This window comes from Halanaerobium salsuginis (genome assembly GCF_900114545.1).
Taxonomy (GTDB): domain Bacteria; phylum Bacillota; class Halanaerobiia; order Halanaerobiales; family Halanaerobiaceae; genus Halanaerobium; species Halanaerobium salsuginis.
In genome coordinates this window covers 24203-49151 of record NZ_FOTI01000005.1, presented here as the reverse complement: position 1 = coordinate 49151, position 24949 = coordinate 24203, and the positions used below count along the sequence as shown (strand labels likewise).

The window sequence follows — 24949 nt, the reverse complement described above, 5'->3', positions numbered from 1 at the left end:
TATCACTCCTGGTTTCCAGAATTCAAATAACTGGCAGCACAGGCATGAGCCAGTTTTCTTACCCGTTTAATAAATCTTGTTCTTTCAGTTACACTAATTGCTCCTCTAGCATCAAGCAGATTAAAAGTATGAGAACATTTTAGTGTATAATCATAAGCTGCTAGAGTAATTTCAGCTGCCAGAGCAGTTTCAGCTTCTGCTTCATAAATATCAAAAAGATTAAATAAATGATCAATATTAGCAACTTCAAAATTATATTTTGATTGTTCAACTTCATTGCGATGGTAAATATCACGGTACTTTACATCTCCCACCCAATTTAATTCATAAACATCCTCTACTTCCTGCAAATACATAGCTATTCTTTCTAAGCCATAAGTTATTTCTACTGTAACTGGATCTGCTTTAAAACCACCTACCTGCTGAAAATAAGTAAACTGTGTTATTTCCATACCATCAAGCCAGACTTCCCAGCCCAACCCCCAGGCTCCCAGAGTAGGTGATTCCCAATTATCTTCTACAAAACGAACATCATGTTTTTCCACATCTATTCCCAGAGCACGTAAGCTATCTAAATAAACCTCCTGAATATTATCAGGGGAAGGTTTCATGATTACCTGATATTGAAAATAGCGCTGAAGACGATATGGATTATCACCATAACGACCATCTGTTGGCCTCCTACATGGCTGTACATAAGCAGTATTCCATGGTTTTTCACCTAGCGATCTTAAAAAAGTTGAAGGGCTCATTGTACCTGCTCCAACCTCAGTGTCATAAGGCTGTTCTATTACACAACCTCTGTCACCCCAAAATTTATCCAGTGTAAATATAATTTCCTGGAACTCCATAAATCCACTTCCTTTCCTACTCTTTTAAATATCTTTACTCTAATATTTATCAAAATAAAACCTTATCCTGTAGGACAAGGTTAAAATTAACTATTTAAATTCCTGAGTGTATAAAGAAAATCCAGGGATTTCGGCTGTAAATCAAGGTGATAAATCAAAAATTTTTCTGTCAAATCAGTCAGTTTTTCTAATAAATTTAAATTAAATTGATCTGGCTTTAACAATGATATTTCAGCAAAGATTATTTTATAAAGTGCACGCAGTTCATTTAACTCAAAAAAAGAAAAAGCTGAGCGTGATAATTGATTATCATTTTCGGCCAGACATTTTTTGCAAATCGAACCACCCTGTTCTACACTAAAGGCAGTTCTGCCTTTTAAATTCATTTTAGAACCACAAATAGTACAGTTTTCAATTTCAGGTTTAACACCTAAAAGAAGCAATAGTTTCGCTTTAAATACTGTAAAATAAAAAAGAAGCTCATTTTTAGAGCAATCATTTAGTTTTTCCAGGATCACAACTAAAAGCGAAAAAAGAGCCTGATCAGCTTCTTCCTCTAATCCAGCTCGTTCAATATATTCGCAAACTGTACTAGCATAAGCCATATAGTCTAAGTCTTCCCTAAGTTGTTTATGCATAGCCAGTGAATCAACATAATTAATCCTGGCCAGAGATCTTCCCTGGTAAAGAGTAAATTTATGATAACTAAACGGAAGTACAAGCCCGGAACGTGACTTTTTTCCTTTACGGGCTCCCCTGGCTACAGCCTTAATTTTCCCTTTTTCCTTTGTATATAGTGTAATTAAACGATCTGACTCTCCTAAATCAAATTGCTTTAACACCACAGCTTCTGTTTCTAAAGCAGCCAAAATTATTCATCTCCCGCTTATTCTTCATCAGCAGTTACAATCTCAACTCCTGAGCTAGCTCCTAATCTATTAGCACCTGCATCTAACATTTCAAGTGCCTGTTCAAAGTTTTTAATCCCGCCAGAAGCTTTCACTCCAACATCACGGCCAACTGTTTTGCGCATAATGCTAACATCCTCAACCCGGGCTCCATAATCCCCAAAACCGGTCGATGTTTTAACAAAATCAACTCCGGCTTCTTTAGCAATTTCACAAGCTTTAACTATTTCTTCTTCATTTAAATAGCAAGTTTCTAAAATAACCTTAACTATAATATCCGAACTAACTCCTGCACTTTTAGTAGCATCAACAACAGCTTTAATATCTGATCTAAAAATTTCATAGGCATTTGATTTAAAAGCCCCTATATTCATCACCATATCAATTTCCTGGGCTCCATTTTTAATCGCATTCCTGGTTTCAAAAGCTTTGACCTCTGTGGTATTTGCTCCCAGAGGGAAGCCAACCACAGTACAAACTTTAACAGAGCTTTCTTCGAGAAGTTTAGCTGCTAAAGGTACATATATTGGATTTACACAAACAGAAGCAAATTCATGTTCATTTGCTTCCTCACATAAATGCTTAATATCCTCAACAGTAGCTGTAGGATTTAAATTAGTATGGTCAATCATTTTAGCCATATCACGAGGTTTGATCGCCATTTAAAAACCACTCCTTATATTCTTATATTTTTACTTTGTCAGTAATTATATTCTACAAAGTTCTGCATAGTCCTGCAATTTGATTAATTTTTCTCTTAAATTTAGCAGGACAGCAAATAGGCAATCTGAAAAGCAAGTTTTTACTTATAACCCATTCTTTTGAGCAGATTATCTTTTTCTCGCCAATCTTTCAAAATTTTAACCCAGAGGTCAAGATATACCTTGGTTTGCAAGAGATTCTCTATTTCTTTCCTGGCCTGCTGGCCTATTTTTTTTAGCATTTTACCATTTTTACCAATAATAATTCCTTTATGCGATTTTTTCTCTACATAAATATTAGCCCTAATATAATAATCATCATTTTGTCTTTCTTTAACTTCTTCTACAATAACAGCTACCCCATAAGGAACTTCATCTCTAGTTAAGTAAAATATTTTTTCTCTAATCATTTCTGCAAAAACAAAACGCTCTATCTGATCTGTAATCATATCAGCTGGATAATATTGAGGTCCTTCTGGCAAAAAGTCAAAAACTTCCATTAGCAGAGTGTCAATATTTTTCTTATTTAAAGCAGAAATTGGAATAACTTCCTGACCAACTTTCTGACTATACTGCTGCTGCTTTTTGACTAAATCCTGAGCAGACAGTTTATCTATTTTATTCATCACAAAAATTATTTTATTACTATTATTTTTAATCTGATCGTAAATCAGCTGATCATTTTTACCCCAATAAGTACTTCCATCAAGAATAAATATAATTAAATCAATTCCTTCTAGACTATTATAAGCTGCTTCAAGCATATAATTATCCAGTTCATTTCTAGGTTGATGAATACCTGGTGTGTCAATAAAAATAACCTGACCATTTTCAGCTGTATAAATAGCTTTAATACTGTTTCTAGTTGTCTGCGGTCGGGGAGAAATAATATTAATTTTTTCTCCAATCAATTGATTAATTAAAGTTGACTTTCCAACATTTGGTCGACCAATAATCGTCACAAAACCTGATTTATAACTCATCAATTTGCTCCCTTGTTTTTTCCATAGAATCATCTGTAAAAGCTCCCGGCAGTAATTCAGTACTGGTCATTGTTAATTCTTGACCAGATTCAGTCATCATTACTATTTCAATTTCTTGATCAGCAAATTCTTTGATAACCTGACGGCAAGAACCACAAGGAGTAATTGGATGTTCAGTAGAACTTACTAATACTAAAGCCTCAATTTTTTGTTTACCAGCAGAAACAGCTGTAAAAATAGCTGAACGTTCTGCACAATTAGTTAAGCCAAAAGCTGCATTTTCAATATTTACACCTGTATAAATAGACCCATCTTCAGTTAAAACAGCAGCTCCCAGAGGAAATTTAGAATATGGAACATAGGCATTTTTTTGCGCTGTTAGAGCAAGTTTAAACATTTTATCTTTTAATTTTTTTTCCATAAAAGACACCTCTTTCAAAAATTTGAAACCAAATAATAAGTTTAATAAATAATTTCAGCTCCAGTATTAATTACTTCAATCCAGGTTTGACCAGGATTTAATTCTATTTCTTTACCTGATTTATTTAAATAGTTAATCCGACCATTTTTACGAATCCAATTACCTTCAATAACAGTTCCATCCCGAAAAAGTTCAATTTTACCGCCTGAATTAAGATCAATATCCTGCCTGCCAGCAGAATCTTTGGTTTTCATATTTACATATTGAATAATAATATTTTTAGCTGTTAGCTGATCACCAGCCTCATTTAAATGTGGGTTAGAAACATCATTTAGGTAGCGAAAATAAATATTATGTAAAGCATCATATTTATATAAAACAGAATAACTTCCCCAGTAATCAACTGTTATATTTTCTGCTTTAGTAAAATCTTCTAGCAAAGATACAGTTGAAAAATTAAATTGTTCGGGATATTCTTTGGCCTGTAAAGAAGCTAAATAATCCTGTAAAACTGGTTTGCCTGAGTATAGGTTATGAGGCGCTTTCCTTTTACTACTTCGCCAGAAATAATTACTCTGATAAATTTGATCAAGATGTAAAACATTTCCCTGACTCAACATTGCAAATCCATCTGGACTGGCTCCAGCATGTAAGAAAAGCGCATCATAGTCTGTTGCTGTTTCAATTAAAGCCGGCCTGGCACTCCTGATTGGACCAATTTTAGCCGGGATATCAGGCCAATAAATAGCTAAAAATCGTGTAATACCACCTTCCAGCATAAATTCATAAACAATATCTGCCTGAGCAAGACCAGTCTGTGGTCTGGCAGCAGGAGAATTTTCTATCGATACCGCCAATGCTCTTTGATAATAATTTTTTTGCAGAGGAAGCCCGGTAAATGGTGACTTAGCTTTATAAGAGTAACTATCTTGCTCAAGCTCAGAGTCTTCGCTTATTTCGTCTGGTACTTCTTCTGACTGATCTAACTGTTTATCTACCTGCTGAGAATCAGAAGTATTATTTTTATCAATTGATTTTTCAACCGGTATAGCTGCTGGTGAATCATCTTTTTTAGTACATCCTGTTAATAAAACAAGCAGCAGCAAAATAATAACTGCCATAATTTTACATTTAAACTTCATCTTTTCACCTCAATTTAGCTAATTATTAATTCTGTTTCACTAATTAATTTTATTTTACGAATCCGATTGTCGATTATATTTTCTACTATAAAAGTTAAGCCTTCCAACTCTAATTTATCTCCTTTAACAGGAACCCGATTCAAATGATGCAAAATTAAACCACTTATTGTTTCATAATCATCACTTTCAGCTAGTGGTTCTGCTAAATACTTATTTAATTCTTCAATCTCTACTCTACCATCAAGCAACAGCTGCTGATTAGAAACAACTTCTATATAACTTTTTTCAAGATCAAATTCATCTTGAATATCACCAACGATTTCTTCTAACAGATCTTCAATTGTAATTAAACCGGATGTACCACCATATTCGTCTACAACAACAGCCATATGTTCTTTTCTTTCCTTCATCTCAGCTAAAAGTTGATTAATTGGTTTTCCTTCTGGAATAAAATAAATTGGTTTAACAAAATCAGCTATTACCATTTCTGATTGGGAGTCTATTAGTAATTCTAGTAGATCTTTTATATAAACAAGACCAACTATATTATCAATTGAATTCTCATAAACAGGAATTCGAGAATGCCCTTTCTCGACGCCCAATTTAATCAATTCAGCAAGCGAAGAATCTTTTTCTATGCATATCATATCAATTCTGGGAATCATAATTTCTTTTACTAAAGTATCATCAAAATCAAATACACTCTGAATCATTTCCTGCTCTGTTTCTTTAATTACTCCTTCTTTCTGGCTAACTTCAACAAAGCGCCTAATTTCTTCTTCACTTAGAAAAGCAGAAGAGATTAAACTTTTATCTTTCACAAATATATTAACTAATCTTGTGAAGAGGAAAATAAATGGTAAAAGTATTTTTTCTAAATAATATAAAGGAACAGAAGCAAATTTTGCATAAGCAATTGACTGATTATTACCTAAAGCTTTAGGTGTTATTTCACCAAAAACAAGAATTAAAAGAGTGACTATACCAGTAGCAATGCCAACTCCTTTACTGCCAAATATTTCTATAGAAATTGCAGTTGCAATCGAAGATGCAGCAATATTAACTAGATTATTACCAATTAGAATTGTAGTTAATAACTTAGTTTGATCTTGCAGCAGTTTATCTACTTTGGTAGCATTTTCATCCCCCTGCTGAACTCTCTCTTTAATTTTAATTCTATTAACAGCCATAAAAGCAGTTTCAGAGCCAGAAAAGAAAGCCGATAAAACTATTAAAAAAAATAAGCCTAATAAATGAAAATACATAAGATCTCCTCCAGAGCCTAGCTATATTTCCTAGTTGATTCTAAAAAAATAAAAAATAATAAAGGTAATTATAATCCCAAGTAAAGCGCCTCTAAAAACTTCTTTAATTGAATGAGTACCGGCTTCCAGACGACTTTGAATTGTTAAAAAGGCAAGAACTGAAGCCAGACTAAAAGCGATAAAGTTACTGGTTAAAAACCAGATCATTAAAACAGCTGCAGCTGCTAAAGCAGTATGACCACTTATTATTCCTCCTTTGAGGGGTGTCCCACTGCTAAAAATTGATTTTAAAGTTATTACTAAAATAAAGATTAAACCAAGATTAATAAAAATCAAATGGAGTGGCTCATGCCTAATTGTAAAAATAAGAGCTAATGAAAGCTGTTGGGCCTTATCAAAAAAAACTAAATAAGCAATAAAGATAGCATTAATTGAAGCAATAACAACTGCTGCTGCGCTTATATTTTTGGCAATTCTTGCTTTGAAATTATATTCTTTACTAATTATATCAATTATAATTTCAACAGCAGTATTAATTAATTCAGCAAAAATAACAAAAGCAATAGCAACAATGATTAAGCCCAGTTCTAATCTATTTAAATCAAAAAACAAACTCAAAGCTAAAACAGTGATTGCAGCGGCTAAATGCAGCTGCATATTACGCTGAGTTCTAATAGCATGGATTAAACCAGCAATTGCATAATTAAAACTTGTAATGATACGTAGAAGCTGCATTTTAATTTAAACCCTTTCAATGCCAAGTTGAGTTAAGACTCTTTCTTCTTTCTGACGCATTTCTTTTTTCTCTTTTTCATTTTGATGATCATAACCAAAAAGATGCAGCATTCCATGAACAGTCAAATAAGCAAGTTCTCTTTTAAAAGAATGACCATAGTCTGCCGCCTGTTCTTTTGCTCTTTTAGTAGCAATAATTATATCTCCCAGGACTTCTTCATCAATGGGAAAAGAAAGTACATCAGTAACTGCATTTTTAGCACGATATTTAGAGTTTAGTTCTTTAATCTGTTTATTTTTTACAAAAGCAATGCTGACTTCTCCACCACTATAGCCTTCAAAATCAGCTGCTGTAACTACAACTTTTCGGAGTAGTTCAATTATTTCCTGATTAATTTCTAAGTCTTGTTGATTATTAAAATCGACATTAATCACTCTTAATTACCACCTTTCACTTCTTTAAGCAGATGTTCTGGATACTCAATTCTTTGATGATAAATACCTGTTAAGACTTTAACAAAACTTTTGGCAATTGTATCTAGATCGCTTAAAGTTAATTCTGATTTATCAAGCTGATTTTCAATTAACTTATCCTTAATTAATCCTCTTACAAACCCCTCTATCCGATCATGATTATTTTTATTAAATTTTTTTGATCTGACAGCAGCTTCTGTAATATCTGCTAACATAATTATAGCAGCTTCTCTACTCTGTGGTTCAGGCCCATCATAGCTAAAATCTTTTTTCTCAATATCATCATGCCTATTTGACTGTAGAGCCTGCTGATAAAAATAAGAAATTAAATTTGTTCCATGATGCTGCTGAATAATAGCAATTATCTCCTGGGGTAAACCAACTTCTCTTGCCATTTCAACTCCATCTTTAACATGTGATTTGATTATTAAAGCACTTAAATTAGGAGAAGTTTTATCGTGTGGGTTTTCTCCTCCAAATTGATTATCAGAAAAAAAATAAGGTCTTTTCAGTTTCCCTATATCATGATAATAAGCAGCAGCTCTGGCTAATAGTGAATTCGCCCCTATATCTTCAGCTGCAGTTTCTGCTAAATTGCCCACAATAATACTATGATGATAAGTCCCCGGAGCTTCAACCAGAAGTCGTTTTAAAACAGGCTGGCTGGGATTAGATAGTTCGAGCAATTTAACTGAACTTGTCATATTAAACAGATCTTCTAGATAAGGCAGCAGGCCATTAGCCAGTACAGCAACTAGAATACCATTAATAATACCACCACTAATAGTCCAGGCCAGATAACTCAATTCTCTATTATCCTGTAATAAATAAAGGCCGCCAATTAAGAAAAATAAAGCCAGGCTAACATTTAGTCCAGCTCGAATAATATCGCCTCGTTCTTTAACTTTACTAACACTAAAGATCCCTACCAGGCCAGCCAAAATAGAAGTTAAAACTATGCTAAAATTAAGATCATAAATTGGGGCTAATAATAAACTGAGAAATAAAGTAGTAATTAAAGCCGTATCACTACCAATTAAAACAGTCAATAAAATAGAAGCTATTGCTGTTGGTACCATGTAATCAACTAAGGAATTCTGAAAAAGAGTGAAGATTTTAGCTAATAAAATAACAATAAAAATTAACAATTCAATCAATAATAATTTTGAATTATCATGCCAGATTCGTGACTGATATTTATAAAAATAAAAGCCAAGTAAGACAATTAATATAAATTCAATAATCAGACGACCTAAAATATTATAATAATCAATACCTGTTTTCTGCAAACCCAGCCGTTCTAATATATTAATTTCCTGCTCTGTTACTACATCACCTTTACGAACAATTATTTCTCCCTGCCGGACAGTTTTTTCGACTGGCTCTATATCAGCAATAGCCTCTTTGCGCCTTTTTTCTGTTTCTTCAATATTTAGAAACATATTAGCAGCAATTAAACTATCTGTTATTTGAGCTGCAGTCTCTTTTTGCTGATTTGAAAGATCTAATTCTAAAATAGAATTATTAAGTTTAGTTTTAACTCCATCTAGTTCTGATGGTAAAATACGATTTGTTAATTCATTTTCCAGCAATAAACTGATTTCATTTTTAAAATCGAGCAAATCCTGTTCTGGTCGGGGAATTAAATTCAAGATAGTCTGGCGACCAAGTTCAAATTTTATTTCATTTCTAACTGAATTTGCAATTGCCATTCGATCTGAAGCAGATAGTTTTGTCAGCTCTGTTCTAAAAAATTCAGGTGTAAAAGATGATCTATTCTCAGCCATTAATTCTTCTGCAGACTGACTATTTTGCTCAGAACCTGATAATTCTAGTTTATCAATTAGATAAAGCTGGCGCTGCTTAATAACTGAAGCAAATAAAGAATTAAGCTTATTTTGTATTTCTTGATCAACTGTGCTATCTTCTTCATAGACTCGAGGAGCAGTATTAGCTGCCTGCTGTTTTAGCCTGGCAGTGCTGCTTTCATCAATAAAAGTTATAGTTTTCGGGGCAGTTAAATCACGACTGCTAACTTCACCAGCCTGAAGATCTATTTGATTAGGTATTAAATCTAGGTTAAGACTTAAACTAATTAAGATAAAAAATAGCAGTGCCCAGATAAACTTATAGGTATTCGGGGAAAAATCAAGGTAATGCTTACGCCACTGACGTAATTTAACCCTCACTTTTTTCATAAATTTCATAATTATTTCCTACTTTCATAACTTTCATAGGCTTTAATAATTTCCTTAACCAGATCGTGTCGCACAACATCACTGCGATTCAAATAAACAAAGTCTATTCCTTTAATATTCTTAAGTATTTTCTGAACAGTAGCTAAACCTGATCTTCCTTTACTTGGTAAATCAATTTGAGTAATATCACCTGTAATAACAGCCTTTGAATTAAAACCAATTCTTGTTAAAAACATCTTCATCTGTTCTAAAGTAGTATTTTGGGCTTCATCAAGAATTACAAAAGAGTCATCAAGTGTTCTACCTCTCATATAAGCCAACGGAGCCACTTCAATTATATCTTTTTCTTGATATAATTTTGCTTTTTCTGGACCGAGAATATCATAAACAGCATCATAAAGTGGTCTCAAATATGGATCTACCTTATCCTGCATATCTCCCGGTAAAAACCCCAAGCTTTCACCAGCTTCAATAGCTGGTCTGGTTAAAACTATTCGATTAACTTCATTATTTAAAAGTCTTTTAACAGCCATAACCATTGCCAGATAAGTCTTACCTGTACCAGCTGGTCCAATTGAAAAAACTATATCACGATTTTTAATAGCTTCTAAATATAATTTTTGACCCAGGGTTTTAGCTTTTATTTTTCTTCCTTTATAATTTTCTAAAATAACTTCATCATAAATTTTATTTAAATTAAGCTCAGGATTTCGCTTTAACATCTCTGCAGCATAACGCAATTTTCTAGTTGATAGTTCTTCTTTAGTATTTGTCAGAGAAAATAACTTTTGTAAAAGCTTTATTTTTTCTGATAGCTGCTCACTTTCTGCTTCAATTCTGAGCTGAGTTCCACGTCCACTTAACTTTACTGCAAGAATTTCTTCTAATGCCTTTAGATTACGATCATTGTGCCCAAAAAAATTCTGAGCTAAATTATAATCATTTATCTCCATAACATCTTCTTTTTTAGTCAATATAATTATTCCTCCTCAGGCTAAATACTTCACCTAATTATTATATCATATTTATCAATTTAAACAAATTGGAGCGAAAAAACTGCAGCCGGAGGGGGGCCGCAGTTTTAAATGAAATTCGCTACTTAAAGCTAAGCTTTTCTTTTAGCTACTGGTTTTGAAATTATTTCTGAATAAATGATAGCTTTTTCTGCCTCACTATAGCTATCAAATTGAGCAAAAAGTTTATTCCCTCCCCGGACAGATTTACTGTCATTTCTTAGCTTATTTTGTTTCATATTATGATCAAATTTAGCTGCTTTCGATTCACGTCTGGATCCAGCAGGTTTAAATTCATATTTAGCTTTCTTCTCCCGCTGACTTTTCTCAAACCGAACTGCCAGAGAATCTTTTTGCTGGCTAAGTGTCTCAGCTGAATTTGCATCAGAATCACTATTAGAAAAACTATTATTATCAGAAACAAAAAATTTATCTTCTGCATCAATTAAATTTTCAAGTTCGAGTTCTGTTTCAGCAAACCAGTCAGCTTCCACATCAGCCTGCTGATCAAATTTTTCTAATCTTTGTTCAGCTTCAATATCCTTTCTGCCAACTTTCTGGCTATCATCAGCAGGAATTTCGATTTCATTATTATCTGCTTTACCGGCAAAGCCGCTCAGCTTTTTGATTAATAAATATATATTCCTGAAAATAACAAACAGAATAATTAATGTCGGTAGATAGGCAAGTAATAATTCCATAAGACCATCCTCTCTCGACTAAAAAAATTAATTATTTTCGTTATCTTCGTGTTCACGTTCAGATGACTCAGAAATACTTGACCTCATTTTGGTATCTGATTCAATGTTTTTTAAATTCATATAATCCATAACACCAAGTTTACCATTTTTAAGTGCTTCTGCCATAGCAAGTGGTACTTCTGCTTCTGCTTCAACAACTTTAGCACGCATTTCCTGAACTCTAGCCTTCATTTCTTGTTCTTCTGCAACTGCCATTGCTCTTCTTTCTTCAGCCTTAGCCTGAGCAATTTCTTTATCAGCTTCCGCTTGATCAGTCTGCAGTTGAGCACCAATATTTTTACCTACATCAACATCTGCGATATCAATTGATAATATCTCAAAAGCAGTACCTGAATCTAAACCTTTATCCAATACAGTCATTGAAATAGAATCTGGATTTTCTAAAACCTTCTTATGTGACTCAGCTGAACCAACAGTAGTAACAATACCTTCGCCAACCCGGGCCAGCACAGTTTCTTCACCAGCTCCACCAACAAGACGTTCAATATTAGCTCTTACTGTAACTCGTGCAGTTGCCATTACCTGGATTCCATCCATAGCTACTGCAGTAACAATCGGAGTCTGAATAACCTTTGGATTAACACTCATTTTTACAGCTTCTAAAACATCACGACCTGCCAGATCAATTGCTGCTGCTCTTTCAAAAGTTAACTCTATTTCAGCACGATGAGCTGCAATTAAAGCATCTACTACTCGATCAACATTACCACCTGCCAGATAGTGTGCTTCTAACTGGTCACTAGTTAAGGAAAGACCAGCCTTATAAGATTTTATCATTGGGCCCACTATCGAAGATGGTACAACCCTCCTTAACCTCATTCCAATTAAATTAAAAAAGCTTACTTTAACTCCAGCGGCAGTTGCTGAAATCCAGAGCCCAATTGGAATGAAATAAAAAAACAATGAGATGAAAATTACTGCAAATATTATAATTAAAACTGAAAATATTTCCATTTATCTACTCCTCCTCTTCAATTTTTCTTACTTTAATTTTACTACCATTGACAGCTATTATTTTAACCAGCTGCCCTTTTTCAATAAAACCGCCTTCACTTATTACATCAACTTTTTCTTGATCAACTTCAATAATTCCGGCTGGACGAAGATCTGTAATTGCATGTCCCTTTCTATGCAACAGTTCTTTTTTATTTGAACTGGAAAAATAGCTGCTTGAATCAGTCTGGAGCGCAATATTACCCCAGAGTCTGCTGCTGCCAAATTTTTTGAAAATAACAACTGCGAACACAATTGTAAACACAGCAACAACTGCCATTACATTAAGTGCAATAGTAGGATTAGGGAAAATATAAAATAAAGAAAGTGCAATTGCAACAATTCCACTAATTCCAGCTACACCAAACCCAGGAATAATAAATACTTCAGCCATGATAAGCAGTATTCCTAAAACAAATAAAGCTATTATTCCAACACTAATTGAACCTGTAGCAATATGGATAGCAAAAAATAATAATAAGGCCAATGAACCAATTGTGCCTCCAACTGCAAAGCCTGGTGTTAATACTTCAAAAATTAAAGCTGAAAAAGCAATAATTAAAATTAAACCACTTAAATAAGGTGTGCTTAAGATTGCAATTATTTTTTCCCAATTACTTTTCTTTATCGTAATTAATTCCATTTCTGCTAAAGATTCCTGATTAATAACATTTTGTAAATCAACAGCTTCAGCATCAGCAATACCAGTTCGCAGTGCCTCTGCAGCAGTTAAAGTTAACAATTTATCTGCTGCAATCAAATCTGGAATGCTTAAATCAGCATCAACCATCGCCTCTGCAATCATCTTATTTTTACCTCTTTTTTCAGCAGTAGCAGAGAACTCCTTTCGTAAAGCAGAAATATATTTTTCCTCCTGAGGTCTTGTTTCTGCAGCTCCAATACTAGAACCAGGTGCTACATACATTCTCTCCCCAGCTAAAGCAATTAATGCTGCCGCTGACCAGGCTCTTCCAGATACAAAGGTAACTATTGGTACATCTAATTTAAAAATGCGGTCTCTAATTTTTAGAGCAGGATCAACATATCCCCCCAGACTGTTAATCTTTAAAATAATAAGCTCAGCTCCAGCAGCTTCAGCTTCTGTTAGAGCAGAATCAAGGAAAGCAAATTCTGCATTATTAATTGTTCCTGCTAAATCAACCTGATAAACCGAAGCAGCTTTACTACCAGCAGGTAAAAAAGCAATGAAAACTAAAATTAATAAACAGAAAAACAAAACTTTTTTGATCATTAGCAAACCTCCTGTCAGTAAAAAGATTTAACTCAGGAACTTAATTTAACAAAACAGTTAAAACTTTAATTGCTCAACTTGGCTTTAACTTTAGCACTAACCAGACTGCCATCAGCCTTACCTTTTATTTTAGGCATAATAGCTCCCATAACTTTGCCCATATCTGACATATTGGCTGCATTAACCTGGTCAATTGTCTGATCAACTAGTTTATCTATTTCTTCTTCAGACATTTGTTCTGGTAAATATTCTTCTAAAATTTCTATTTCACGGTATAATTTATCCATTACCTCTTGTTTACCAGCTTTTTCAAAATCAGCTAGAGAATCTTTAACCTGCTTTACCTGCTTAGCAATAACTGCAATAATTCCCTGATCATCAAGCGCTTCTCCAGAATCTATTTCTTTATTTTTGATTTCAGAACGAGTCATCCTGATTACTGACAAGCGTTCTTTATCTTTAGCTTTCATTGCTTTTTTCATATCTTCTAGCAATTTTGCTTTTAAATCACTCATTTTCACAGCTCCAATCATAATTAAAATTTTTGAGAATGTTTGCTTTAATACAAATTATTAAAAGTTAAGATTAAATCGATAAAAATTTAAACTAGAATAAAAGTTTAACCAGGAGGCCACTGAAGTTCTCTTCCACCTAAAAGATGAAAATGAATATGAAATACACTCTGTCCGCCATCAGCTCCACAATTGCTAACTAGACGATAACCAGAATCTGCAATATCATACTCAGCTGCCAGCTTTGCGGCGATCTGATAAATATGACCAATTAATTCAGCATCTGTTTCAACAATATTATTTAAATCTTTAATATGACGGCGAGGAACTATTAATAAATGGACAGGGGCCTGAGGGTTTATATCTTTAAAAACAACAACCTGATCATCACTGTAAATAAATTCAGTTGCTAACTCACCTGCTGCTATTTTACAAAATAAACAATCCTCCACTGTTATCACTCCTAGCTGATATTTATAATTATATTCTCTTAAAAAAAGAAATTTCCTGCTCTTAAACTAATTTTCCCTGTAAATGATAAGCATCTCTAGATTCCAGTAATTTAACTTTTACTAATTTATTCTGCAAATTATCAGATCCAGTCAGAAGTATTTTTAAATAATTCGGCGTATAACCGGTCAATAAATTTGTCTGCTGATCTCTTGCTTCTTCAACCATAACTTCCTGCTCTGTTCCAATAAATTGCTGCTGATAACTAAGCATTAATTTTTTGTTTAATGATCTTAACTGCTGGCTATACTTTTTAATCAGCTTGCCATTGACTTGTTCCATAGCTGCCGCTGGAGTTCCAGATCGAGCAGAATATGGGAAAACATGAACTCTAGCAAAATTAAGTTCCTCTACAACAGTCATAGTTTCAGCAAAAGTCGAGGCTGTTTCACCCGGAAAACCAACTATTACATCAGTTGTAATTGCAATTTGTGGTATTTTGGCTCTAATTTCAGCAAGAGTAGTTTTAAATTCAGCTATAGTATATGGTCTTTTCATAGCCTTTAATATTTGATTACTGCCACTCTGAAGAGGCAAATGCAGATGTGGACAAAAAATATCTGATTCAGCCAGGAGATCAATTAATCCACTATCTATTTCAGTTCCCTCAATTGAGCTTAAACGAACTCTTTTCAAACCAGCAATATCGGTTAAATCATGCAGCAATTTTGTTAAAGCTTCAGGATCATTATTTTCACTGCCATAAGCTCCAAGATGAGTTCCAGTTAAAATAATTTCTTTGACGCCCTGGTTAACTAAATTTTTTATTTCTAAAATAACATCTGCTTTTTTTCTACTCCTGACAGGTCCTCTAGCATAAGGAATTATACAATAACTGCAAAATTGATTGCAGCCATCTTCAATCTTAACATTAGCTCTGGTTGTATTAGTAAGTCTTTTTAATTTAAGTTCTTCGTAATCAGCCAAACTCTGATAATTATTTACCTCTGAATTTACCTGCTTACCAGCCAGTAATGCTTCAACTTTATCTAAAATTAACGACTTATTGTTACTGCCCATTACAAAATCAATTTCTGCTATATCTCTAACTTCATCAGGAAAAGCTTGAGTATAACAGCCAACAATAGCGACAATACTTTGAGCATTATTTCTTTTAGCACGACGAGCTATTTGTCTAGTCTTACGAGCAGCTTCATTGGTTACTGTACAGCTATTTACTATATAGACATCTGCTTTTTCAGAAAAGTCAACTATTTGATAATCTTTGTCAATAAAAAGATCAATTACAGCTTCTGTTTCATATTGATTTACTTTACAGCCTAAGGTATAGAATGCTGCTTTTTTAGTCATTTAAATCACCAAGTTCACCTTTCTCATATAAAACTGCTGTTAGAGCAGTTATTCCAGCGGTCTCAGTTCGTAAAATACGGGGACCAAGTGTAATAACCAGTGCCCCCAATTCTTTTTTATACTGCTCAACCTCAGCTGCTGAAAAACCACCTTCTGGACCAACTAATAATAAAATTTTGGCAGTTTGAGTTACAGAATAATTTTGGAAAAATTTTTTTAAAGAGAACTGATTCTCATCTTCCCACAAAAGTAATATATAGTCAAATTCATTTTTTAAGTTTTTCAGTTGTACCGGGCTCATAACTTCTTTTATCTCTGGAATAATAGCTCTGCCTGCTTGTTTAGCAGCTGCTTCTGCTACTCTCTGCCAGCGTTGTCTCTTCTTTGCTTTCTTTCTGTTATCATATTTAACAATACTGCGCTCTGCTTCAAGAGGAATTAAACCAGAAAAACCAATCTCAGTTGCTTTTTCTACTACTAGATCTAATTTGCTTTTTTTAGGTAACCCCTGCGCCAACCAGACCTGTAGTTTTGCTTCGACTGCAGATTTTTCTTTTTTTATAATTTCTAATTCAACTGCTGAATCTAAATAATCACTAAGTTCAGCCTCAAAATCAAAACCAGTTCCATCAGAAAGAATAACCCTGTCACCTAAATTTAGGCGCAGGGAATTTTTAAGATGGTTATAATCATTACCAGAAATAATAATTTTTTCTCCTGGTTTAGGGCTTTGTTCAATAAAAAATCTAGGCATTTTTATTCACTCCATAAATTAGTGGTTCAGACATTAAGAGCATCCTTTATTTTTTTTAAAAATCCTTTATGCTCTGGATTAATCTCTTCGCCGCTGATATCAGCGAATTCAAGCAATAATTCTTTTTGCTTATCACCTAAGTTTTTCGGAATCATGACCTTAACATTAATGTATTGATCACCACGTCCATAGCCATTAAGATGAGCAATCCCTTTATTTTTAAGTCTAAAAGTAGTTCCTGGCTGAGTACCTTCTGGAATATCAAACTGAACCTTGCCTTCCAGAGTTGGAACTTTTATCTTATCACCCAATGTTGCCTGAACAAAACTAATTGGGACTTCACAATAAAGATCATCACCCTTACGATCAAAGATCTTATGTGACTGGACATCAATTACTATATATAAATCACCAGCAGGTCCACCTTTTTCGCCTGCCTGACCTTCACCAGACATTCTTAATCTGGTTCCAGTATCTACTCCAGCTGGAATATTAACAGTTAATTTACGCTGCTTACGTACTTTTCCAGAACCATTACATTTATGGCAGGGATCAGAAACAATTTTACCATCACCACCACAACGAGGGCAGACACTACTCTGAGTGAATTGTCCAAAAGGTGTCTGTTTAGTTGATCTAACCTGGCCCTGTCCATTACATTCTGGACATGTTTTTACATCAGAACCTGGTTCTGCTCCACTACCATGACAGTGATCACACTCTTCATCACGCGGAATTTTAATTTCTTTTTTTCCACCGAAGGCAGCTTCTTCAAATGATATCTGGAGACGATATTGGAGATCCGCCCCTCGACGAGGTCCATTTTGTCGACGTCCTCCCATACCACCAAATCCAAACATATTAAATAAGTCATCAAGTCCACCAAATCCACCTTGAGCAAAGTCATCAAAATTAAAGTCTTGATCATTAATTCCAGAGTGCCCATATTGATCATAACGAGCCCTTTTATCAGGATCACTTAAAATTTCATAGGCCTCAGAAATCTCTTTGAATTTATCAGTTGTATCTTTGTCCTGATTCATATCAGGATGATATTTTTTAGCAAGCTTGCGGTATGCCTTCTTAATTTCTTTCTGATCAGCACTCCGATCTACTCCTAATAATTCATAATAATCTTTTTTAGCCATCTTAAAATCACCTCTCTACTAAAGAAAGAAAAAACACTTTTAGGGAGAGCACTGCTCCCCCTAAATACTGCAATTCTTTCCAGAAATTACTTGTCTTCATCATCTACTTCTTCAAAATCTACATCAACAGTATTATCGTCAGCATCTGCACCTGCATCTGTCTGAGCACCAGCCTGACCAGCTGCTTCTGCACCAGGATTAGCTCCTGCCTGTGCCTCTTCTGCTTGAGCATATAATTCTGAACTTAATTCTGTTAATTCATCAGTAAGAGCTTCCATTTTATTTTTAATTGCTTCTAATTCAGCATCATCGTCAGCCAAGACTTCTTTTAATTCTTCTTTAGCTGCTTCTACTTTATCTTTAATAGCTGAATCAACTTTGTCACCAGCATCTTTAAGTGTTTTTTCTGTTTGATGAACTAAAGAATCAGCTTCATTTCTGGTTTCAATTTTTTCTACCCGTTTTTTGTCTTCTTCAGCATGAGCTTCAGCATCTTTTACCATTTCATCAATTTCTTCATCGGATAAGCCACTAGTTGATTTAATAGTAATTTTTTGTTCATTGCCAGTTCCTTTATCTTTAGCTGCTACATGAACAATACCATTTTTATCAATATCGAATTCTACTTCAATTTGTGGTACTCCTCTTGGTGCAGGTGGAATATCTGTTAATTGGAAGCGGCCGAGTGTTTTGTTATCTTTAGCCATTTTTCTTTCTCCCTGCAAAACATGAATATCAACACTTGTTTGATTATCAGTTGCAGTTGAGAACACTTTACTCTTGGAAGTAGGGATAGTTGTATTACGGTCAATTAATTTAGTGAAAACACCACCTAAAGTTTCAATACCAAGTGAAAGTGGGGTAACATCTAATAATACAATATCATCTACTTCACCAGCTAAAATACCACCCTGAACAGCAGCTCCAACTGCAACAACTTCATCAGGGTTAATACCTTTATTAGGATCTTTACCAATTAATTTCTTAACAGCTTCCTGTACTGCTGGAATTCTAGTTGATCCTCCAACTAAAATCACTTCATCAATATCTGAGTTGTCCATTCCAGCATCATTAAGTGCTTTCCGGGCAGGTTCCATTGTTTTTTCCACTAGATCAGCAGCTAGACTTTCAAATTTGGCTCTTGTTAAGTCTATATCTAGATGTTCTGGCCCAGACTCTGTTTGAGTAATAAATGGTAGATTAATATTTGTTTGCTTTACACTAGATAACTCTATTTTAGCTTTTTCTGCTGCATCTTTAAGACGCTGTAAAGCCATTTTATCTTTTTTAAGATCAATTCCAGTCCGATTTTCAAATTCTTCAGCTAAATAATCAATTATTCTCTGATCAAAGTCATCTCCACCAAGATGGTTATTACCGCTAGTTGCAATTACTTCAAAAACTCCATCACCAATATCAAGAATGGAAACATCAAAAGTACCCCCACCAAGGTCATAAACTAAAATAGTTTCTTCACCCTTATCATCAAGTCCATAAGCCAGTGCTGCTGCAGTAGGCTCATTAATTATTCTTTCTACTTTTAAGCCAGCTATTTTACCAGCATCTTTAGTTGCCTGACGCTGACTATCAGTGAAATAAGCTGGAACTGTAATAACTGCTTCTGTTACTTCTTCTCCTAAGTAATCTTCTGCATCACTTTTCAGCTTTTGTAAAATCATAGCTGAAACTTGTTGTGGATTATAATCTTCACCATTAAGTTTTACTGTATAATCTGAACCCATATGTCTTTTAATAGAACTAATTGTCTGATCAGGATTAGTAATTGCCTGACGTTTAGCATGTTCACCGACAATTCGTTCTCCTTTTTTGGAATATGCTACAACAGAGGGAGTAGTTCTACCTCCTTCTTTATTTGGAATTACAGTAGGTTCTCCACCTTCCATTACTGCCACACAGGAATTAGTAGTACCTAAATCAATACCGATTACTTTACCCATTTTATATTCCTCCTTATAAAATTGTTAGCAAATATTTATTTAAAATTAAACATAAAATTAATTAAATTAAACTAAAATTAGTAAATTTAGCTGTTTAAACTGCAACTTTAACGCGAGCTGGTCGAATAACTCGATCTGCAAGTATAAATCCTTTTTGTAGTACTTCAACTACTGTACCAGATTCTTCAGCTTCAGCTTCTACTCTCATAATTGCTTCATGGAATTCAGGATCAAATTCTTTTCCTGCAGCTTCTATTTCTTCAATTCCTTGATCAGCAAATACTTTTAGAAGCTGATTGTAAATCATCTGAACACCTTTAGCAAATTCAGTTTCTACTTCTTCTGAATTTAGCGCTCTTTCAAAATTATCAATTACTGGTAACATTTCAAAACATAGATCAATTTTACCTTTAGTAACCATTTCTGCTTTTTCTTTTTGACTTCTTTTACGATAATTAACAAAGTCAGCTTGCAGTCTCTGCAAACGTCCCAATAAATCATCGACTTCTGCATCTAGCTCAGCTACTTTTTCCTGTTGAACAGCTAACTCAGTTATTAACTCTTCCCGGGAAAGTTCAACCTTAACCCCTTCTGCATCAGTCTCAGCTGTAAATTCATCTGTATCTACTGCTTCTGATTCAGCTTCAGAAGATTGCTCTGCAATATTCTGAGCTTCTTCTTTAGTAAGTTCTTCAGCAGACTTATCTTTGTTATCCATTATTATCACCCACTAGCTTTTGAAATTAACTTACTTAAAATATCAGAAATAACATTAACCGAAGAAATAACCCTGGGGTATTCCATTCGGGTAGGGCCAATAACCCCAATCTTACCTACTGCCCGATTTGAAATATAATAAGTTGCGACTACAAGTGAGCAGTTTCGAATATCCTCTACTTCGTTTTCCTGACCAATTTTAATGGCCAGATCAGAACCAGAAATACTATTAATAATCTTGTTTAACATTTCTTCCTGGTCAAGTAATTTTAACATTTTTTTCAGTCTTGCCAGATCATTAAATTCAGGTTGTTCAAGAATATATGATGTTCCACCAAGATAAACTTTTACTCCACCTGGTTCAAATGCTCCTTCAAACTCATTATAAAACTGTTTAAACAGTTCAAAAGATAGATCAAGTCTGGTCAACAGTTCTTTTTCTAATTCATTTAGATAAGCATGATTAAGCTCAGCCAACAGCCTACTTTCTAATTTTTCGCTTAAAAACCTATTAATATAAGAAAGTTTACGAGCTGATAGCTTTTGATCAAGATTAATAATCTTATTGTTAACCATGCCAGCGTCTGTGACCAATACTAAAAGCAAAGAATTATCAGCTAACTGCATAATTTCAACTTTACTGAGTCGACTAACCTGACTTTTGGGTTCACTAACCATCGCTGTATAATGAGTCATATTGGACAGCATCTTTGCCATACCAGAAATTATATCCTGAACATCCTGAAGATCTTGATACAAATCTTCAATATTGTTTAGCATACCGGGAGCTTTCCTACTATTATCTCTGATAAGTTCATCAACATAGTAACGATACCCTTTATCAGAAGGTATTCTACCGGCAGAAGTATGTGGTTGTTCTAAGTACCCTAGATCTTCGAGATCAGCCATTTCATTTCTGATTGTTGCAGGACTAACATCCAGATTATATTTTTTCGCAAGTGTCCTTGAACCAATAGGAGATGCGGAAATTATGTGTTCCTGAATGATGGCCCGCAATATTCTTTTTTTTCTGGGATCTAATTCTTCAACCATCATTTTCACCTCTCTTTTAGCACTCAATTAACGAGAGTGCTAACAGCTAATAATAAAATAACACATTGCCTTTTTTTTGTCAAATATTACTGCTAATTATTTAAGGTAAAAATTTAATAAATACCTCATTTGCTAGCTTTTTACCACGATTAGTTAGATAAATCCTATTATTTGCTTCTTTTATCAGCTGATTAGCTTTCAAGCTGTTAATTTCTGCCTGATAAACTTTTTTAAAGTCCTGTTTAAATCTTTTTTGGAATTCATTTAATAATATACCTCGCTCAGTTCTTAAAGCTAAAAAAGCAAATTCGGCCTGTTTTTCTTTTGCGGTTAATTTTTCTAACTGACGAACCTGAAATTCAGATGCTGAGTTTCTAGTTGGCTTTTTTGTTTGAATAGACTGCTCTAAAATATTTTCTGAATTAGCAGTCCCATAATAAAGCAGATAGTTTTTAAGATCAGCTTTATTTTGAAAGCGATAATTTCCATTAAAAGAAACTGCTCCCGGGCCAGCGGCCAAGTAGGGCTGATAAAGCCAATAAATAAAATTATGTCGCGCTCGATAGCCTTGTCTGGCATAATTAGAAATTTCATAATGATTGTAAGCTGCCTTTTTTAATTCTGCTGCTGCTAAATCATACATTTCTGCATCAAGCTCTTCCGTAGGCATTTCTAATTTATCTGCCTGATATTGTTGATAAAGTTTTGTACCAGGATGGAGCTCAAGATTATAAAGTGAAATATGCGGAGGCTCAAATTTTAATAAATCATTTAGATCTTTTTTAAATTCAGCCAGAGTCTGACCAGGGATTGCAAAAATTAAATCTGTGCTATAATTATTAAAAAATCTATTTATCAGTGTCAGTTTCTCCAAATTATGCTGACGATTGCTTTTTCTACCTAAAAGAGATAAGTATTTATCATTTAAACTCTGAATACCAACACTAAGTCGATTAATTCCTGCTCTACGATAAATAATTAATTTTTCAGCAGTAATTGAAGCAGGATTCACTTCAATTGTTATTTCGGCATCAGGCACAAGTTTAAAATACTGTCTTATCTTATTTAATAACGAAAAATATTTTTCAGCTTTAATAAGCGAAGGCGTTCCACCACCAATATAAATAGATTGTAATAATTTTTGATCAGTTATTGCAGCAAGTTCTGCTAATTCCAGAAAAAGGGCGTCCCAATACTGGTCCACCCTTTTTTTAGTATATTTAACTGAATAAAAATCACAATAAGCACATTTGCTGCTACAAAATGGGATATGAATATAAATTGAATTAGCTTTGGGAAAGTTAAGCATTTTCTTCTCTTTCCAAAATTGCCATAAATGCTTCTTGTGGTATTTCTACACTACCTACTTGTTTCATTCGTTTTTTACCTTCTTTTTGTTTCTCTAACAATTTACGTTTTCGAGTGATATCTCCACCATAACATTTTTGCAGAACATTCTTGCGCATAGCAGGAATGTTGGCCCGGGCAATTATCTTACCTCCTATAGCAGCCTGAATAGGAACTTTAAACATATGACGGGGAATAACTTCTTTTAGCCGTCTAGTTAAATAATTACCTTCCTGATAGGAGTTATCATCATGCACAATAGTAGATAAGGCATCAACTAATTCGCCATTAACCAGAATATCTAATTTAACCAGATTAGATTTTTCATATCCTTTAAGTTCATAGTCTAAAGTTGCATAACCACGAGTTCTTGATTTAAGCTGATTAAAAAAATCAGTAATAATCTCACTTAAAGGCATCTTGTAGCTTAAAGTAACCCGATCTTGGTCAATATATTGCATATCAGCAAATTCGCCCCTATTGTCCTGACAAAGTTCCATTGCCTGGCCGACATACTCTTCAGGTAGATGTATTTCAGCATTTACAAAAGGCTCTTTTATTTCAGCTATCTCAGCTGGGTCTGGAAAAAGAGCTGGATTTTCAATTTTTAGTACATCACCATTCTTTTTAACAATATTGTATTCTACACTGGGGGCTGTAATAACTAAATCAAGATCATATTCACGTTCCAGCCTTTCCTGAATAACTTCCATATGAAGCAGCCCTAAAAAACCACAGCGAAATCCAAAACCAAGTGCTTCAGAAGTTTCAGGTTCAAAGGTAAAGGAAGCATCATTTAACTGCAATTTTTCTAAAGCTTCTTTTAACACTTCATAATCAGAATTATCAGTAGGATATAAACCACTAAAAACCATTGGCTTAACTTTCTGATAACCAGGTAAAGCAGCTGCAGCTGGTCTCTCTTTTTTGGTAATTGTATCACCAACCCGGCAGTTACGTACATCTTTAATTCCGGAAATAATATAACCAACTTCACCAGCAGTTAATTCTTTTTTAGGAGTCATATCTGGGCCAAAATAACCAACTTCATCAACCTGATAACTCTTTTGATTTGACATTAATAGTATATTATCATCTTTTTTAACTGAGCCCTCCATAATTCTAACATAAGCAATTACCCCTTGATAGGAATCATAAAAAGAATCAAAAACTAGTGCTTTAAGAGGCTGATCTGCTCCTGCCTGTGGAGCAGGTATTCGTTCAATTACAGCATCTAAAATTTTATCAATATTAGTTCCATTTTTAGCACTTGCCAGGATGGCTTCATCGGGATCAATTCCAATTTCAAGCAGCTGTTCTTTAACTCGATCTGGATTTGCAGCTGGTAAATCTATCTTATTAATTACTGGAATTACCTCTAAATCATGTTCTAAAGCTAGATAAATATTAGCCATAGTTTGTGCTTCTACTCCCTGAGCAGCATCAATAACAAGTATTGCTCCCTCACAGGCAGCTAAACTTCTGGATACTTCATAAGCAAAATCAACATGGCCAGGGGTATCAATTAAATTCAACTCATAATCACGATAGTTAATAGTTACTGCCTGGGCTTTAATTGTAATGCCTCGTTCTCTTTCTAAATCCATTTTATCTAAAACCTGTTTCTGCATTTTACGGTCAGTTATTGTATCTGTATATTCTAACATCCGGTCAGCCAGAGTTGACTTTCCGTGATCAATATGTGCTATTATACAAAAGTTTCTTATCTCTTCAGTCTGCAAAAAGTTTCCTCCTTTAAATCTTAATTACTACTTGAAACTCTTAAATCTAAATAATTTATTATCCCATAGTAATTTAATTATATTATATTTAATCTTATTATTCAATTGACATTTATAAACTAAGCAGGTAAAATTAAAATTACTGCTTGCATTTTCAAGAACTACATGTTAAAATTGAAATGTTGCAAATTAAGTCTGAC

The 24949-nt window shown here is 34.0% G+C and carries 24 protein-coding genes; all 24 read right to left on the bottom strand.

From position 1 onward, the window contains the following. Positions 1-2 precede the first annotated feature (2 nt). Positions 3-851 carry a glycine--tRNA ligase subunit alpha gene (locus BMZ74_RS03200; protein ID WP_089859603.1) on the bottom strand — a complete coding sequence of 283 codons (849 nt, stop codon included), beginning with the start codon at positions 849-851 and terminating at the stop codon, positions 3-5. Positions 852-937: 86 nt separating this feature from the next. Beyond that, positions 938-1720, bottom strand: a complete 783-nt coding sequence (gene recO, locus BMZ74_RS03195) for a DNA repair protein RecO (RefSeq protein ID WP_089859600.1) — start codon at positions 1718-1720, stop codon at positions 938-940. Positions 1721-1737: 17 nt separating this feature from the next. Continuing rightward, positions 1738-2421, bottom strand: coding sequence for a deoxyribose-phosphate aldolase (gene deoC, locus BMZ74_RS03190; protein ID WP_089859597.1), 684 nt, complete (start codon positions 2419-2421; stop codon positions 1738-1740). A gap of 140 nt (positions 2422-2561) precedes the next feature. Then, positions 2562-3443, bottom strand: coding sequence for a GTPase Era (gene era / locus BMZ74_RS03185; protein WP_089859594.1), 882 nt, complete (start codon positions 3441-3443; stop codon positions 2562-2564). Continuing rightward, a complete protein-coding gene (locus BMZ74_RS03180; RefSeq protein ID WP_281244069.1) occupies positions 3433-3873 on the bottom strand; it encodes a cytidine deaminase in 441 nt (146 codons plus the stop codon). The genes era and BMZ74_RS03180 overlap by 11 nt, the downstream gene beginning before the upstream one ends. A 32-nt stretch (positions 3874-3905) precedes the next feature. Next, the gene (locus BMZ74_RS03175; RefSeq protein WP_089859589.1) at positions 3906-5006 is read right to left on the bottom strand and encodes a DUF3048 domain-containing protein; all 1101 of its coding nucleotides are present in this window, start codon (positions 5004-5006) and stop codon (positions 3906-3908) included. Positions 5007-5020: 14 nt separating this feature from the next. Further along, positions 5021-6271: a hemolysin family protein gene (locus BMZ74_RS03170; RefSeq protein WP_089859586.1), complete on the bottom strand. Its 1251-nt coding sequence runs from the start codon at positions 6269-6271 to the stop codon at positions 5021-5023. 30 nt (positions 6272-6301) lie between these two features. After that, positions 6302-7006: a diacylglycerol kinase gene (locus BMZ74_RS03165; protein WP_089859583.1), complete on the bottom strand. Its 705-nt coding sequence runs from the start codon at positions 7004-7006 to the stop codon at positions 6302-6304. 6 nt (positions 7007-7012) lie between these two features. Then, positions 7013-7441 (bottom strand): rRNA maturation RNase YbeY, encoded by a 429-nt coding sequence (gene ybeY / locus BMZ74_RS03160; protein ID WP_177181351.1) that lies wholly within the window; start codon positions 7439-7441, stop codon positions 7013-7015. A gap of 2 nt (positions 7442-7443) precedes the next feature. Next, the gene (locus BMZ74_RS03155) at positions 7444-9687 is read right to left on the bottom strand and encodes an HD family phosphohydrolase (RefSeq protein WP_089859581.1); all 2244 of its coding nucleotides are present in this window, start codon (positions 9685-9687) and stop codon (positions 7444-7446) included. Positions 9688-9689: 2 nt separating this feature from the next. Then, positions 9690-10631, bottom strand: coding sequence for a PhoH family protein (locus BMZ74_RS03150; protein ID WP_089859704.1), 942 nt, complete (start codon positions 10629-10631; stop codon positions 9690-9692). Positions 10632-10783: 152 nt separating this feature from the next. Beyond that, entirely contained in the window at positions 10784-11392 is a 609-nt protein-coding gene (locus tag BMZ74_RS03145; protein ID WP_089859577.1) for a hypothetical protein, read from the bottom strand. Between the two features lie 27 nt (positions 11393-11419). After that, a complete protein-coding gene (floA, locus tag BMZ74_RS03140) occupies positions 11420-12406 on the bottom strand; it encodes a flotillin-like protein FloA (RefSeq protein ID WP_089859574.1) in 987 nt (328 codons plus the stop codon). A 4-nt stretch (positions 12407-12410) separates the two neighbouring features. Then, complete coding sequence (locus tag BMZ74_RS03135) at positions 12411-13697, bottom strand: NfeD family protein (protein ID WP_089859572.1); 1287 nt, start codon at positions 13695-13697, stop codon at positions 12411-12413. Positions 13698-13762: 65 nt separating this feature from the next. Then, positions 13763-14212: a GatB/YqeY domain-containing protein gene (locus tag BMZ74_RS03130; protein ID WP_089859569.1), complete on the bottom strand. Its 450-nt coding sequence runs from the start codon at positions 14210-14212 to the stop codon at positions 13763-13765. 104 nt (positions 14213-14316) lie between these two features. Continuing rightward, on the bottom strand, positions 14317-14661 hold the full coding sequence (locus tag BMZ74_RS03125; protein ID WP_089859566.1) for a histidine triad nucleotide-binding protein: 345 nt from the start codon (positions 14659-14661) through the stop codon (positions 14317-14319). 61 nt (positions 14662-14722) lie between these two features. Beyond that, positions 14723-16030 (bottom strand): tRNA (N(6)-L-threonylcarbamoyladenosine(37)-C(2))-methylthiotransferase MtaB, encoded by a 1308-nt coding sequence (gene mtaB, locus BMZ74_RS03120; protein ID WP_089859563.1) that lies wholly within the window; start codon positions 16028-16030, stop codon positions 14723-14725. Further along, positions 16023-16784 (bottom strand): 16S rRNA (uracil(1498)-N(3))-methyltransferase, encoded by a 762-nt coding sequence (locus tag BMZ74_RS03115; RefSeq protein WP_089859560.1) that lies wholly within the window; start codon positions 16782-16784, stop codon positions 16023-16025. The genes mtaB and BMZ74_RS03115 overlap by 8 nt, the downstream gene beginning before the upstream one ends. A gap of 26 nt (positions 16785-16810) precedes the next feature. After that, positions 16811-17932 carry a molecular chaperone DnaJ gene (gene dnaJ / locus BMZ74_RS03110; protein ID WP_089859558.1) on the bottom strand — a complete coding sequence of 374 codons (1122 nt, stop codon included), beginning with the start codon at positions 17930-17932 and terminating at the stop codon, positions 16811-16813. A gap of 86 nt (positions 17933-18018) precedes the next feature. Beyond that, positions 18019-19890: a molecular chaperone DnaK gene (dnaK, locus tag BMZ74_RS03105; protein WP_089859555.1), complete on the bottom strand. Its 1872-nt coding sequence runs from the start codon at positions 19888-19890 to the stop codon at positions 18019-18021. 94 nt (positions 19891-19984) lie between these two features. Beyond that, positions 19985-20608: a nucleotide exchange factor GrpE gene (gene grpE / locus BMZ74_RS03100; RefSeq protein WP_089859552.1), complete on the bottom strand. Its 624-nt coding sequence runs from the start codon at positions 20606-20608 to the stop codon at positions 19985-19987. Positions 20609-20613: 5 nt separating this feature from the next. Continuing rightward, positions 20614-21687 (bottom strand): heat-inducible transcriptional repressor HrcA, encoded by a 1074-nt coding sequence (gene hrcA, locus BMZ74_RS03095; RefSeq protein WP_245750801.1) that lies wholly within the window; start codon positions 21685-21687, stop codon positions 20614-20616. A gap of 73 nt (positions 21688-21760) precedes the next feature. Then, a complete protein-coding gene (gene hemW, locus BMZ74_RS03090) occupies positions 21761-22969 on the bottom strand; it encodes a radical SAM family heme chaperone HemW (protein ID WP_089859545.1) in 1209 nt (402 codons plus the stop codon). Further along, positions 22962-24749, bottom strand: coding sequence for a translation elongation factor 4 (lepA, locus tag BMZ74_RS03085; protein ID WP_089859541.1), 1788 nt, complete (start codon positions 24747-24749; stop codon positions 22962-22964). Before lepA ends, hemW begins: the two co-directional genes overlap by 8 nt. Positions 24750-24949: the final 200 nt, after the last annotated feature.